Source organism: Bradyrhizobium ottawaense (assembly GCF_900099825.1).
Lineage (GTDB): Bacteria > Pseudomonadota > Alphaproteobacteria > Rhizobiales > Xanthobacteraceae > Bradyrhizobium > Bradyrhizobium ottawaense_A.
On the sequence record NZ_LT629693.1, the window covers coordinates 3,386,212 to 3,400,002 of the forward strand.

The window sequence follows — 13,791 nt, forward strand, 5'->3', positions numbered from 1 at the left end:
CCAAGTGTACCAGACGCACAATCCATCACAAACCCGCACAAACCGGCCGCGGCCGGGGCGCGCCGGGCTGGCCCGCGGCTGAACAAGGCCGATCATTCCGCTCGCGCCAAAGCGCGGCATTCCGCACGCTTTCAAGCGGCGAAACCGCCTTTGGGAGTGAGCGACATGACGACATGCGACGAGATTGAGACGGACAGTAGCCGTAGCCTGGTGAGCCTGGCGCGGCTGGTGCTGTTCATGGTGATGCAGGGATTTGCCGTGATCCTGGTCGGGTTCGCGGCATTGTTCCTGAGCTTCGAGCCGGTGTGGTCGGCAGCCGGCCAACCGGCGGCTTTTCTCAAAGCCAGCGACGCACGCTCCGGCTCGCTGCTGCTGAAGACCGAAGACGGCTATGCCGACGCGTCGAGGCTCGGCATCGATGTCGATCTCACCGTATCGGGGCCGACGGTGCGCGCCCGCGTCACGCAGATCTTTCGCAACCCGACGCAAAACTGGGTCGAGGCTGTTTACGTCTATCCGCTGCCGTCGGGCGGCGCGGTCGATACGCTGAAGATGGTGATCGGCGATCGCGTCGTGGTCGGCGACATCAAGGAGCGGCAACAGGCCAAGGCGATCTACGAACAGGCCAAGCAGAACGGCCAGAAGGCGGCGCTGACCGAACAGGAGCGGCCGAACCTCTTCACCAATTCCGTCGCCAATATCGGCCCCGGCGAAACCGTGCTGGTGCAGATCGAATATCAGGAACCGGTGCAGCAATCCGGCAACGAGTTCTCGCTGCGGGTGCCGATGGTGGTCGCTCCGCGCTACAATCCGGCACCCGTGGTGCAGAGCGTCGACTTCAAGCCCGATGGCGGCGGCTGGGGCGCGGTGAAATCCGATTCCGTCCCGGACCGCGAACGCATTGCATCTGAAGTGCTCGACCCCGCGACCAACGCGCCGGTCAACCCGACGACCATTACCGTTCACCTGCAGGCCGGCTTCCCGCTCGGCGAGGTCAAGAGCCATCACCATGCGATCAAGACTGAAAAGAGCGTCGCCAGCACCAGCATCATCCGCCTCGCCGAAGGCCCGGTGCCGGCCGATCGCGATTTCGAACTGAGCTGGAAGCCCGCGGCCGAGAAGGCGCCGTCGGTCGGCCTGTTCCGCGAACATGTCGGCGACGCCGATTACCTGCTCGCCTTCGTCACGCCGCCCTCGGTCGAGCAGGCCCAGGAGAAGCCGCTGCCGCGCGAGGTAATCTTCGTGATCGACAATTCCGGCTCGATGGGCGGCGTCTCGATCATCCAGGCCAAGGCCAGTCTCATCTACGCGCTCGGCCGCCTGCAACCGGGCGACCGCTTCAACGTGATCCGGTTCGATCACACCATGGACGTGCTGTTCCCGGCGCCGGTGCCGGCCGACCGCGAGCATCTCGGCCAAGCCACCTCCTTCGTCAGCGCACTGCAGGCCAATGGCGGCACCGAGATGGTGCCGGCAATGCGCGCGGCGCTGTCCGACAGCGGCAATGACGCCAGTTACGTCCGTCAGGTCGTGTTCCTGACCGACGGCGCCATCGGCAACGAGCAGCAATTGTTCGAAACCATCAACGCACTGCGCGGCCGCTCGCGCATCTTCATGGTCGGCATCGGTTCGGCGCCGAACACCTATCTGATGACGCGCGCCGCCGAACTCGGCCGCGGCACATTTACGCATATCGGCTCGGTCGAGCAGGTCGAGGAACGGATGCGCGGCCTGTTCGCAAAACTGGAGAATCCCGCGGTGACCAATCTCACCGCAAAATTCTCCGAGGCCGCGGCCGACATCACGCCGGCGGCGATCCCCGACGTCTACCGCGACGAACCGCTGGTGCTCGCGGCAAAACTCGACAAGCTCGCGGGCTCGGTCGAGATCAAGGGCCGCATCGGCGACCGTCCCTGGGTCGTGACCCTGCCGCTGGCAAATGCCGCCGAAGGCAAGGGCCTGTCGAAATTATGGGCCCGCCGCAAGATCGCGGATGCCGAGGTGGCGCGCACCACGCAGCAGACGAGCCCCGAAGACGCCGACAAGGCCATTCTCGGGCTGGCGCTGCAGCATCAACTGGTAACGCGGCTGACCAGCCTGGTCGCGGTCGATAAGACCCCGAGCCGCCCCGCAGGCGAACCGCTCAAGGTTTCGGAACTGCCGATCAACCTGCCCGCCGGCTGGGACTTCGCAAAGCTGTTCGGCGATCGCCCACAGCTTCCGGCGGCACCGATGGAACGGCGTGCCGACAATGGCGACGCGAAGGTTCAGGTCGCAACGCTGAAACGTGCCCAGCCTCCGGTCGTGCAGGCCCCCGCCACCGTCACGCTGCCGAAGACGGCAACCGATGCCGAACTGAAGCTGATCGCGGGCGCGATCCTGCTGATGCTCAGCCTGATGCTGTTCGTCTACAACCGGCGTCAGTTGTTCGTGCACTGACCTCACGCGATGGAGGAGACGCCCCAACCTCCTCCTGAAAAGCGCGCGCGGCCTGCCCGTCCCCCCAAGGCCGCGCGCGTGAGGCTTCCACCACCGTCATTGCGAGCGAAGCGAAGCAATCCATCGAGCCACAACAAGGAGGAATGGATTGCTTCGTCGCTTCGCTCCTCGCTATGACGGAAGGACCAGCTAAATGCCTCGCTTCACCCTCCCTCTCCTCCTCGCCCTTGCGGGCCTCATCCAGTTCGGCCAGGGCGCCTACATCCACGCCAAGGCGCTGCTGGCCCAGGTGCTGCTGGAGCGCGCCTTCAACACCACCATCGCGTCCGGACAACAGACAAAACCGTGGTCATGGGCGGATACATGGCCGGTGGCGCGCATCGAGGTGAAGCGGCTCCATGCGCGCGCCATCGTGCTGTCGGGGAGCAGTGGCCAGGCGCTGGCCTTCGGTCCCGGCCATGTCGAACTGACGCCCAACGCGGGCGAGCGCGGGGTCGCGGTCTATTCCGCGCACCGCGATACGCATTTCGCATTCCTGAAGAATGTCGCGGTTGGCGACGAGATCGATATCACCAGAGGCGATGGCCGGACGTTCCGTTATCGGGCAGACGCAACTTCCGTCGCGCGTTTTGACGATTCCGGCATCGATCCCCTCGCAAGTGGACACGAACTGGTGTTGTCGACGTGCTGGCCGTTCGATGCGCTGACACCGGGCCCCGACCGCTACCTGCTGCATGCCACCATGATCGAACCCGGTTCCTGATCTCGCGGGCCTGTCAATGCCGGAGTGGCCCGAATTCTCCGCAAGCCGGGATATCGTGCGCAGGGCGAATGGTGCTGCGTGCCCAACGCGTGTTGCCACCCTCACCAAGTCTCAATAAAAAGACATCAACAAATGAAAATCATAGCGCGGCGACCGCATCGATCGCCACGGCCAAAGGAAACAACGGGTAAGGGAAGTCCATGGCAGCTCAGGCAAGTACCGCGTCGCACGGAATCGCAAAATGGTCGCCCTCGCCTGACGCCAGCGACATCGTCAAAAGCATCCATGCGATGCTGCACCCGCGTAATATCGTCCTGGTCGGCGCCACCGACAAGCCCGGCAACTATGCCGAGCGGATCTGGAACAACCTGATCAAGTACCAGTACGAAGGCGGGCTGTTTCCGGTCAACGCCAAGCGCGAAACCATCTGGGGCGTGCCCTGCTACAAGGATTTCGCCAGCCTTCCCGAAAAGCCCGACCATATCGTGGTGCTGGTGCCGGCGCGTTTCGCCGTCCAGGTGATCCGCGATGCCGCCGCCGCCGGCGCCCGCTCCGCCACCATCGTCACCTCGGGCTTCAGCGAGTTGCAGGACGACGACAGCCAGCGGCTGGCGGAGGAACTGAAGCAGGCCGTCAAGGAAACCGGCCTTGCCGTCACCGGCCCGAACTGCCTCGGCAATCTCAGTGCCGGCGAAAAGCTGTTCACCAACATCGACGACCGCATCGTCACCATGGAAGCCGGCCCGGTCGCGATCGCCGGCCAATCCGGCGCGATCGTGATGGCGATCCGCCAGGCGCTGGAAGATCGCGGCGTCGGCGTCGGCTACATGGTCACGACCGGCAACGAGACCGGCCTCGAGACGCCCGATCTGATGGCCTATTTCGCCGCCGATCCGAGCGTACGCGTCATCGTCGTCTATCTCGAAGGCGTGCGAAACACCAAGGTGTTCCGCGACGCCTGCAAGGCAGCGCGCAAGGCCGGAAAGCCCGTGATTGCGCTCAAGCTCGGTACCTCCGAGGGCGGCCGCGCCGCGGCGATGGCGCATACCGGCGCGCTCGCCGGCTCGATTGAGACGTTTGACGCGATTTCGACGCGCGAAGGCGTGATCCGCGTGCGCGGACTGGACGAGTTGATCGAGACCACCGAATGCTTCGTGCATGCCGAACCGCCGAAGAGCAATCGCCTCGCCGCCGTGTCGCTGTCCGGCGGCAAGCGCGGCCTCTTGATCGATGCCTTCCATGCGGCCGGCCTGAACTTCGCGCCGTTGAGCGCCAACGCCAGCGGACAACTGGCAAAAATGCTCGGCCCCGGCAGCATCGTCGGCAATCCGCTCGACGCCGGCTTTGCCGCCGTGGTCGATCCCTCCGTCTACATGAGTTCGATCCAGATCATGATCGACGATCCCGACACCGATATCGTCATCATCGACGCCGAACTGCCGAAGGCGCCGCACGAATTGCGCGAACGCAATCTGCGCATCGTCAACGATATGGCCGGCGCAGCCTCCAAGCCTGTGGTCTATATCAGCGCGATGTCCATTGGATTCACCGAATTCACCAAGGGCCTGCGCAAATCGCTGCCCAACATCGCGGTCATGCAGGGGCTGGACCGCGCGGTCGACGCCATCAAATCGCTGATCGACTATGCGCAGTTGCGCAAGGAAGTGCCGGATATCAAGTCGAGTTCGAAGGCGCCCGCCCGCGCGATGCTGGAAAAGATGCTCAAGAGCGCCAACGGCGCCGCGGCCCTCGACGAGGTCGCGTCGAAGAAGCTGCTCAAGGCCTATGGCATTCCGGTGTCAAAGGAAGAGATCGCGCAGACCGCGGCGGAAGCCGTGAAGATCGCCAAGAGCATCGGCTTTCCCGTGGTGGCCAAAGTGGTCAGCGCCGACATCCTGCACAAATCAGATATCGGCGGTGTGGTGCTGAATCTCAACAGCGCCGCCGACGTGAAGAAGGCGTTCAACGACATCACGGCGAGGGTGAAGAAGCTGAAGGGCAAGCCGAAGCTCGAAGGCATCCTGATTGCCCAACAGGTCAAGGCCGACCTCGAGCTCGTGGTCGGCGCGTCCCTCGATGCCGAGATGGGGCCGGTGGTGCTGTTCGGCACCGGCGGCGTCGACATCGAATTGATGAAGGACGTTGCATTGGCCGGCGCGCCGCTGGATGCGGCCGAGGCGAAACAGCTGATCGCCAGGACCAAGGCCGGCGTGAAAATGAAGGGCTATCGCGGCAAGCCGGCCCTGCACGAGGCTTCCGCCGTCAAGGCGCTGGTCGGCCTCTCCAATCTGATGGCGGACGCCGGCAACCGCATCGCCTCGATCGACGTCAACCCGTTCCTGATCAACAGCAAGCTCGGCGTCGCCGTCGATGGCCTGATCGTGCTGAACAATGCGGCGGCGAATAAGGCGGCGGGGCATTGAACTCGTAGGGTGGGCAAAGCGAAGCGTGCCCACCGCTCAACACATCGGTTCAGGAGAGATGGTGGGCACGGCGCAAGGGCGCCTTTGCCCACCCTACGCCTCCGCGAAAGCTACAACCCTGCGCCCCACTGCCGCGCGGTTTGCAAGATCCAGTCACGGTACAGCGTCAGCGGCGTGACGCCGGTGAGACCGCCGCAGCCCGCCGAGCCGTTCGGCCCGGTCGACCAACTGACGACGCCGACGATCGCTGGGCCGCTCTGCTGATCCTCGAACACCGGCGCGCCGGAATCGCCGGTGCAGGCGCCGAGCCCGTCGCGCGTGCCCTGGTTGACGGGATCGACGAGCCTGATCTGCAGCGTCCCGGGTTTGCCGGTCGCAACCAGCCCGGCGACACGGATGGTGCCGCCGCTCTTGCCGTCGCCGCGAACGGTCACGCCGATGCCGGCGATGGAAAAGCGGCTGCCGACGACGATCGGAATGTTGGGCATCCCCAGTACCGTTGGTACCTTTGCCTTGGCCGGTGCCTCGAGCCGCAACAGCGCGACATCGGCGGTGGCCCGATGCGCCAGCATGGTCTGCATGTTGAAGCCGGGATGGATCGCGACTGTCTTGACGTCCTGCAACGAAGGCTGCCTGTCCGCGCCATATTCGACGATCTTGTAGTCTGCGCCGGGCTGCACGCAATGCGCCGCGGTCAGCACCAGCTTTGGCGCGATCAGCGATCCCGTGCAGAAATTGCCGCGAGAACCGACGATGGTAACGACCGAACGGGCGACGCCGTCCGTCGACGGCGCGCCGCCGCCGACGATGGCGTAAGCGGGAACCGCTAGCAGCAGCGCGAGGCCGGCGATCATGGAAGGCAGAATTTTCATGACCGCAGCCATAACCCGCGCCACGACTGTCGCCAAGCGGCGGATCGGGCTGGTTCCATCGGCCATTCCGTGTTAGCCGCTCTGCAACATTTATCGATATGGGCAGAGAATGATGATCGAGGCCGTGATCTGGGATTTCGGCGGGGTGCTGACCACCTCGCCGTTCGAGGCTTTCTCGCGATACGAGACCGAGCGCGGGCTGCCCGCCGACATCATCCGGCGCACCAACGCCGCCAACCATCTGGAGAACGCCTGGGCGAAGTTCGAGCGCGCCGAGGTCGATATCGAAGCGTTCGACGAATTGTTCGCGAAGGAATCGCGGGCGCTCGGCGCCGAAGTTCGCGGCAAGGACGTGCTGCCGCTGCTGTCAGGCGACCTGCGGCCGGAAATGGTCGAGGCGCTCAAGCGCGTGAAGGCCAAATTCAAGACCGGCTGCATCACCAACAATCTGCCGGCCAACGCCATCGGCAGCCACAGCGGCCGCTCACTCTATGTCGCCGAAGTGATGGTGCTGTTCGACCACGTCATCGAATCCGCGAAACTCGGCTTGAGAAAACCCGACCCGCGCATCTACCAGATCATGGTCGAGACGCTGAAAGTGAACCCGAAGAATTGCGTCTATCTCGACGACCTCGGCGTCAACCTGAAGCCGGCGCGCGACATGGGCATGACCACGATCAAGGTGCTCAACGCCGCGCAGGCGATCACGGAGCTCGAAGCCGCGACCGGGCTGGCATTGCGCTAGACGGAAAATCGCGGAATTTGCGGCCTCCTTATGTTGAAACGAGGCTTGTCCTTTGCCGGGAACGCAGGCAGAACACTCTGAAATCACTTGAATTCGGAGTTGAAACCCGTGGCTGACAATCGGCCTTTGGCCTCGATCGAGGCAGTGGAAAGTGGTCTTGCGGCGCAGGGCTATATTGCGAGCCGCCAGATCGCTACGGCGGTCTATCTGGGGCAGCAGATCGAGAAACCAATTCTCGTCGAAGGCCCCGCCGGCGTCGGCAAGACCGAGCTGGCGAAAGCGATCGCGGCATGGCGCGGACTGAAGATGATCCGGCTGCAATGCTATGAAGGGCTCGACGAAGCCAAGGCGCTCTACGAGTGGAAATACGCCAAGCAGCTTCTGTATACGCAGATCCTCAAGGACAAGCTCGGCGAAGTGCTCGGCGGCGCCCCGACGCTCGAGGCGGCGCTGGAACAGCTGCATGACTTCGGCGACGTGTTCTTCTCCAAGGAATTCGTCGAGCCGCGGCCGCTGTTGCAGGCGCTGGAGCAACCCGCCGGCTGCGTGCTGCTGATCGACGAAATCGACAAGTCCGACGCCGAGTTCGAATCGCTGCTCTTGGAAATCCTCAGCGATTTCCAGGTCACGATTCCGGAACTCGGGACGGTGGTGGCGGTTGCGGCGCCGACCGTGATCCTGACCTCGAACAGCGAACGCGACCTCGGCGACGCGCTGAAGCGGCGCTGCCTGCATCTGCACATCGGCTTCCCCGAGCAGCGACTGGAAGAACGCATCATCGAAAGCCGCGTGCCCGGCATTTCGCAGACCCTGCGCAAGCAGATGGTCGGCTTCATCCACGAAGTCCGGTCGCTCGATCTGAAGAAATTGCCGTCGGTGAGCGAGACCATCGACTGGGCGCGCGTGCTGGTGCTGTTGCAGGCCACGGAACTGGGCCACGAGATCGTCAAGGACACGCTGAACGTGCTGCTGAAATACGAAGCGGATATCGAGGCCACCATGCCTCAGGTCTCCACCTTCATCGCCAAGACCTCGCGTCAGAACGTCTTCGGGTAACGCCGGCATGAGAGAAAACCTGCATCGCTTCTTTCGTGCGGCGCGGGGCGCGGGTGTCCGGCTCTCGCCGGCCGAGAGCATCGACGCGATGCGCGCGGTCGCCAAGGTCGGCATCGCCGATCGTGCGATCCTGCGCGATACATTTCTGCTGACGCTCGCCAAGACCCAGGACGAGAAGAAGGCGCTCGGCGATTGCTTCGACCTGTTCTTCGATCAGCCGGAGCCGCAAGCCCTGCGCGAGGACAACGAGGCGGACGAGCCTGACACGGAAGGATCCGATCAGGCAGCCGGCTCGCCTGGTGACGCCAGCGGCGGCGGCGAGCAGGCCGAGGGGCTGGGCCAACTGGCGCAGATGCTGCTGGCGCAGGACCGCAACGAGATTTCGGCCGCGATCGCCAACGCGGCCAGTGCAGCCTCGCTGTCGGATATCCGCTACTTCACCCAGCGCGGCATCTTCTCCGGCCGCATCCTCGAACGGATGGGTATCCAGCGTCTCCGCGACGATCTCGACGACCTCCAGGCAACCAACCCCGCGCTGGCGGAGCGGTTGACGGATGCGCTGGAGGGTTTGCGCGGCACCGTTCGCGAAACCGTCGCGCAGGCGCTGATGCTGTACGGCCGCGAGGAAGCCGAGAACCTGCGCAACGAGATTTTGCGCAACGCGCCGTTGTCCCGGATAGAGCCGCGGCAGATCGAGCAGATGCGGCATCTGATACGCCAGATCGCGCGCCGCCTGCGCGAGCGCTACAGCAAGCCGCGCAAGCGCCAGCGCCGCGGCCATCTCGACGTGCGCCGCACGATCCGGCGCAACGCGGCATGGGGCGGCGTGCCGTTCCTCACCGCCTGGAAACGCCGGCACCGCGACAAACCGAAGATCGTCGCCATCTGCGACGTCTCGGGCTCGGTGGCGCGGGTCTCGGATTTCTTCCTGCTCTTGATCCACAGCCTGCATGAGGTCGTCGACGACGTCCGCTCGTTCGCATTCTCCGCCCACCTGATCGAGGTCAGCGACATCCTGGAGAAGAAATCGCCGGAAGAGGCGATGGCCGAGATCATGTCCAAGGCGGGATTCGGCTCGTCCGACTACGGCAATTCATTCGCCGATTTCGAGAACGAATTCATGAACTCGCTGACGCCGCGAACGACAGTGATCGTGCTCGGCGATGCCCGCAGCAACAACCTCGATCCGCGCGCCGACATCCTGCGCCGCATCGCCGAACGCTCGAAGCGGCTGGTATGGCTCAATCCCGAGGGTCGCATGGCCTGGGGCTGGGGCGATTCCGAAATGCCGCGCTATTCGACTTTCTGCACCGTGGTCCGCCAATGCGCGACCGCGCAGCAGCTCGAACGCGCGGTATCGGATATCGTGGCGAGCTATCAGTAAGCCGGCTGCAGCAGGTTCGCCTGCGCAAATTCAGCCGTTTGCTCGAATGCCTGGCGCACGGTTTCGACGCAATCATGCAATTGTGGCGCGCTCATGCCCTCGATGCCGGATTCGAGGTCGCGCGCCAGCGCCGACAATTTTGCAAAGCCGAAGATCGCCGCCGAGCTTTTGATCGAATGCGCCGCCCGCTTGATCGACGGACGATCCGGCACGTCCGATATCATGATGGCCAGCTTGCGGGGCGTATCGGCCAGGAAAGCCTGCAGCACCTCGGCAGCGTCTTCGTTTCCGAGTTCGGAACAGAGTCCGCGGAACACGGATGGGTCGAACAGGAGCGCTTCATTCATGCGCGCGGTCTTTCCTCGTTGTTGGCCCGGGACGCCGGCCGAGCCGCCGAAGGCTAACGCAACCGCGTGGACGGCGCGTAAAGCCCGGCTGACAGAACTTTTCCTGAATTTTACGATCGGTTAGTGATATCAGGGATTTCCAGCTGGATGACCTGATTCCCCATGCCTTCCCCCGCAGCCCGTCACCGCGACAATGCCCCCGATGCGCTGTCCGTGCTGAATGCCGTGTTCGGCTTGCCGGCGTTTCGCGGCGCGCAGGAAGAAATCGTCCGCCACGTCAGCGGCGGCGGCAACTGCCTGGTGCTGATGCCGACCGGCGGCGGCAAGTCGCTGTGCTATCAGCTGCCTTCGTTGCTGCGCGACGGCTGCGGCATCGTGGTCTCGCCGCTGATCGCGCTGATGCGCGACCAGGTCGCGGGCCTGTTGGAAGCCGGCGTCAAGGCGGCGGTGCTGAACTCGACGCTAACTTTCGAGGAAGCCAACGACGTCGAGCGCCGTCTGCTCGCCGGCGATCTCGACCTGCTGTACGTGGCGCCCGAGCGGCTGTTGACGCCACGCTGCCTGAATCTGCTCGGTCGCGCCAAAATCGCGCTGTTTGCGATCGACGAGGCGCATTGCGTGTCGCAATGGGGGCATGATTTCCGCCCGGAATATATCGGCCTGTCCGTGCTCGCCGAACGCTTCCCCGACGTGCCGCGCATCGCGCTGACCGCGACCGCCGACGATCTGACGCGAAAGGAGATCGCCGACCGGCTCGGCCTTGCCGATGCGCCCCGCTTTGTCGCCAGCTTCGACCGTCCGAACATTCGCTATGAAATCGTCGAGAAGCAGAACGCGCCGACCCAGCTCAAGGCGTTCATCGACGAGCGCCATGCCGGCGACGCCGGCATCGTCTATTGCCTGTCGCGGGCCAAGGTCGAGGACACCGCCGCGGCGCTGACCAAGGCCGGCATCCCCGCTCTGCCCTATCATGCCGGCCTCGACGCCAGCGTTCGCGCCCGCAATCAGGATCGCTTCATCAACGAGGACGGCGTCGTGATGGTCGCCACCATCGCGTTCGGCATGGGCATCGACAAGCCCGACGTGCGTTTCGTGGCGCATCTCGATTTGCCGAAGAGCATCGAGGCCTATTACCAGGAAACCGGCCGTGCGGGGCGCGACGGCAAGCCGTCCAGCGCCTGGATGGCCTATGGCCTGTCCGATATCGTGCAGCAGCGCCGCATGATCGACGAATCCACCGGGTCCGACGCGTTCAAGCGCGTATCGGTCGGCAAGCTCGACGCACTGGTCGGTCTCGCCGAAACCGCGGGCTGCCGGCGCAGCCGCCTGCTCGGCTATTTCGGTGAGGCGGTCAGCGCTGGTAATTGCGGCAATTGCGACAACTGTCTGTCGCCGCCGCAGCTTCGCGACGGCAAGGTCGCCGCGCAAAAGCTGCTGTCCTGCGCCTACCGTACCGGGCAGCGCTTCGGCGCCATGCACCTGATCGATGTGCTGGTCGGACGCCTGACCGAGCGCGTCACCCAATTCGGGCACGACAAATTATCGGTGTTCGGCATCGGCTCCGAACTCAACGAGAAACAATGGCGCTCCGTGGTTCGCCAGTTGGTCGCCATGGGTCATCTTCAGGCTGACAGCGAGGCCTTTGGCGCGCTGAAGCTGACGGAGACCGCGCGCGCCGTGCTGAAGGGCGAGACCGACGTCATGCTGCGCGAGGCGCCCGCCGGAGCCCGTGTCCGGGCCAGCCGGAGCAAATCGCGACGCGGCGATCTGGCGCCGCGCGCCACCGACGAGGGCCGGCATAACGATGCCGGCCTGCAGACCGACCTCAGGGCATGGCGTTCGGAAATCGCGCGCAAACGCGGCGTGCCCGCTTATGTCGTGCTGCACGATTCGACCATCGACGGCATCGCCGCGTCGCGACCGACGACACTCAACGAGCTTCGCAACATCCCCGGGATCGGCGACAAAAAACTCGAGCACTACGGCGATGAGCTGATCGCGCTGGTGCGGGCGGCAGAGGCATGAGCGTCATCCGTTGCGGAACGTATAGGCGTATCCATTGATCGCCGGCGCGCCGCCGAGATGCGCGTAGAGCACCTTCGACCCCGCGGGGAAATAGCCCTTGTCGACGAGGTCGATCATGCCCTGCATAGATTTTCCCTCGTAGACCGGATCCGTGATCATGCCTTCGAGGCGGGCGCAGAGCCGGATGGCGTCCTTGGTCTCTTCTGAAGGCACGCCGTAGGCGGGATAGGCATAGTCTTCGATCAGTACAACATCGTCCGCGACGATCTCGCTGCCGAGTTCGACGAGGCTTGCCGTGTTGCGGGCGATGTCGAGCACCTGGGCCTTGGTTTGCGCCGGAGTAAAGGACGCGTCGATGCCGACCACCTTGCGCGCGCGGCCGTCCTTGGCAAATCCCACCAGCATGCCGGCATGGGTGGAACCGGTGACCGTGCAAACCACGATGTAGTCGAAGGCGAAGCCGAGTTCTTTCTCCTGGGCCCGGACCTCCTCGGCGAAGCCGACATAGCCGAGCCCGCCATATTTGTGCACGGAAGCGCCGGCCGGGATCGCATAGGGCTTGCCGCCCGCGGCTTTCACGTCCGCGATCGCCTGCTCCCAGCTTTGCCGGATACCGATGTCGAAACCTTCGTCGACCAGTCGCACGTCGGCGCCCATGACGCGGCTGAGCAGGATATTGCCGACGCGGTCGTAGACCGCATCCTCATGCGGGACCCAGCTCTCCTGCACCAGACGGCACTTCATGCCGATCTTCGCCGCCACCGCCGCGACCATGCGGGTATGGTTGGATTGCACACCGCCGATCGAGACCAGCGTATCGGCGTTGGAGGCGATCGCGTCGGGGATGATGTATTCGAGCTTGCGCAGCTTGTTGCCGCCGAAGGCGAGCCCCGAATTGCAATCCTCCCGCTTGGCGTAGAGCTCAACCTTGCCGCCGAGATGCTGCGTCAACCGCTCCAGCTTCTCGATATGGGTCGGTCCGAACGTCAGCGGATAGCGCTCGAATTTCTCCAGCATCGTCATCTCCATTGAGGGCCTGATCTGCAGAGATGCCCTATCACCAAGGGCCGGAAAGGTGCTCTCTAAGTTGATATCGATTTTCTAGACTTCTTGCGAAAAGTTCCATGAATGCTAGATTTTCATCCGTCTTCTCGGGAAATTTCGAGAGATTCTTCCATGGCCGGTCCGCTCGACCGCATCGACCTCAAGATATTGCGTCTGCTGCAGAATAGCGGCCGGCTGAGCAATGCCGAGCTGGCCGAAACGGTCGGCGTCAGCCCGGCTACCTGTCATCGCCGCACCCAACGCCTGTTCGACGAGGGTTTTATCGGCGAGGTCCGGGCGATGGTAGCGCCACGCAAAGTCGGCAAGGGCGCACTGGTCATGGTGGGTGTCGTGCTCGACCGCTCCACGCCGGAAAGTTTTGCGGCCTTCGAGCGGGCGATCGCGAAACTGAAATTCGTGCTCGATTGCCATCTGGTGGCCGGCGATTTCGATTATTTTCCCAAAATCCGCGTCGGTGACATGGAGGATTTCAACCGCATCCACGGCGACCAACTGATCGCGCTGCCAGGCGTCCGCCAGACCCGGACCTTCTTCGTCATGAAGGAGGTGGTCGACAATGCGCCGCTGGACTTTTGAGCCGGCTCAGGCATGGCCGCCGTACCACAAAACCGGCGCTATTTTGCCTTTAAGTGCTATGCATTGGTTCCTACCCACGATTCGATCGATGTACCA

The 13,791-nt window shown here is 63.9% G+C and carries 11 protein-coding genes; 8 read left to right on the forward strand and 3 right to left on the reverse strand.

All coding sequences use genetic code 11. The features are described from left to right. The first annotated feature begins 165 nt into the window (after window positions 1-165). From BLR13_RS15875 to BLR13_RS15885, 3 genes are all read left to right on the forward strand, one after another. Window positions 166-2,439 carry a marine proteobacterial sortase target protein gene (locus tag BLR13_RS15875; protein ID WP_074822169.1) on the forward strand — a complete coding sequence of 758 codons (2,274 nt, stop codon included), beginning with the start codon at window positions 166-168 and terminating at the stop codon, window positions 2,437-2,439. A 193-nt stretch (window positions 2,440-2,632) separates the two neighbouring features. Further along, a complete protein-coding gene (locus BLR13_RS15880) occupies window positions 2,633-3,202 on the forward strand; it encodes a class GN sortase (RefSeq protein ID WP_074822166.1) in 570 nt (189 codons plus the stop codon). Window positions 3,203-3,402: 200 nt separating this feature from the next. Then, on the forward strand, window positions 3,403-5,625 hold the full coding sequence (locus BLR13_RS15885) for an acetate--CoA ligase family protein (RefSeq protein WP_074822164.1): 2,223 nt from the start codon (window positions 3,403-3,405) through the stop codon (window positions 5,623-5,625). Window positions 5,626-5,735: 110 nt separating this feature from the next. Here the strand turns inward: BLR13_RS15885 and BLR13_RS15890 are convergent, their stop codons facing one another. Then, window positions 5,736-6,497, reverse strand: a complete 762-nt coding sequence (locus BLR13_RS15890) for a S1 family peptidase (RefSeq protein WP_074831466.1) — start codon at window positions 6,495-6,497, stop codon at window positions 5,736-5,738. Between the two features lie 109 nt (window positions 6,498-6,606). Between BLR13_RS15890 and BLR13_RS15895 the strand changes: the two genes are divergently transcribed. From BLR13_RS15895 to BLR13_RS15905, 3 genes are all read left to right on the forward strand, one after another. Next, window positions 6,607-7,242, forward strand: coding sequence for an HAD-IA family hydrolase (locus tag BLR13_RS15895; protein WP_074822163.1), 636 nt, complete (start codon window positions 6,607-6,609; stop codon window positions 7,240-7,242). 108 nt (window positions 7,243-7,350) lie between these two features. Beyond that, on the forward strand, window positions 7,351-8,298 hold the full coding sequence (locus BLR13_RS15900) for an AAA family ATPase (RefSeq protein ID WP_074831464.1): 948 nt from the start codon (window positions 7,351-7,353) through the stop codon (window positions 8,296-8,298). A 7-nt stretch (window positions 8,299-8,305) separates the two neighbouring features. Further along, window positions 8,306-9,682 carry a vWA domain-containing protein gene (locus BLR13_RS15905; RefSeq protein ID WP_074822155.1) on the forward strand — a complete coding sequence of 459 codons (1,377 nt, stop codon included), beginning with the start codon at window positions 8,306-8,308 and terminating at the stop codon, window positions 9,680-9,682. Here BLR13_RS15905 and BLR13_RS15910 read toward each other — a convergent pair. After that, complete coding sequence (locus tag BLR13_RS15910) at window positions 9,676-10,029, reverse strand: Hpt domain-containing protein (RefSeq protein ID WP_074822152.1); 354 nt, start codon at window positions 10,027-10,029, stop codon at window positions 9,676-9,678. The genes BLR13_RS15905 and BLR13_RS15910 overlap by 7 nt on opposite strands. 162 nt (window positions 10,030-10,191) lie before the next feature. Here BLR13_RS15910 and recQ point away from each other — a divergent pair, with 162 nt between their 5' ends. Next, a complete protein-coding gene (gene recQ / locus BLR13_RS15915; protein ID WP_074822149.1) occupies window positions 10,192-12,054 on the forward strand; it encodes a DNA helicase RecQ in 1,863 nt (620 codons plus the stop codon). A 3-nt stretch (window positions 12,055-12,057) separates the two neighbouring features. Here the strand turns inward: recQ and BLR13_RS15920 are convergent, their stop codons facing one another. Next, window positions 12,058-13,071, reverse strand: a complete 1,014-nt coding sequence (locus BLR13_RS15920) for a 1-aminocyclopropane-1-carboxylate deaminase (RefSeq protein ID WP_074831462.1) — start codon at window positions 13,069-13,071, stop codon at window positions 12,058-12,060. Window positions 13,072-13,230: 159 nt separating this feature from the next. Between BLR13_RS15920 and BLR13_RS15925 the strand changes: the two genes are divergently transcribed. Continuing rightward, window positions 13,231-13,695 (forward strand): Lrp/AsnC family transcriptional regulator, encoded by a 465-nt coding sequence (locus BLR13_RS15925; RefSeq protein WP_074822144.1) that lies wholly within the window; start codon window positions 13,231-13,233, stop codon window positions 13,693-13,695. Window positions 13,696-13,791: the final 96 nt, after the last annotated feature.

What these genes read in the sequence shown, in the direction of transcription:
- BLR13_RS15875 (WP_074822169.1), top strand. Translation starts at nt 166, where the DNA reads ATGACGACATGCGACGAGATTGAGACGGACAGTAGCCGTAGCCTGGTG.
- BLR13_RS15880 (WP_074822166.1), top strand. Translation starts at nt 2,633, where the DNA reads ATGCCTCGCTTCACCCTCCCTCTCCTCCTCGCCCTTGCGGGCCTCATC.
- BLR13_RS15885 (WP_074822164.1), top strand. Translation starts at nt 3,403, where the DNA reads ATGGCAGCTCAGGCAAGTACCGCGTCGCACGGAATCGCAAAATGGTCG.
- BLR13_RS15890 (WP_074831466.1), bottom strand. Translation starts at nt 6,497, where the DNA reads ATGAAAATTCTGCCTTCCATGATCGCCGGCCTCGCGCTGCTGCTAGCG.
- BLR13_RS15895 (WP_074822163.1), top strand. Translation starts at nt 6,607, where the DNA reads ATGATGATCGAGGCCGTGATCTGGGATTTCGGCGGGGTGCTGACCACC.
- BLR13_RS15905 (WP_074822155.1), top strand. Translation starts at nt 8,306, where the DNA reads ATGAGAGAAAACCTGCATCGCTTCTTTCGTGCGGCGCGGGGCGCGGGT.
- BLR13_RS15910 (WP_074822152.1), bottom strand. Translation starts at nt 10,029, where the DNA reads ATGAATGAAGCGCTCCTGTTCGACCCATCCGTGTTCCGCGGACTCTGT.
- recQ (WP_074822149.1), top strand. Translation starts at nt 10,192, where the DNA reads ATGCCTTCCCCCGCAGCCCGTCACCGCGACAATGCCCCCGATGCGCTG.
- BLR13_RS15920 (WP_074831462.1), bottom strand. Translation starts at nt 13,071, where the DNA reads ATGCTGGAGAAATTCGAGCGCTATCCGCTGACGTTCGGACCGACCCAT.
- BLR13_RS15925 (WP_074822144.1), top strand. Translation starts at nt 13,231, where the DNA reads ATGGCCGGTCCGCTCGACCGCATCGACCTCAAGATATTGCGTCTGCTG.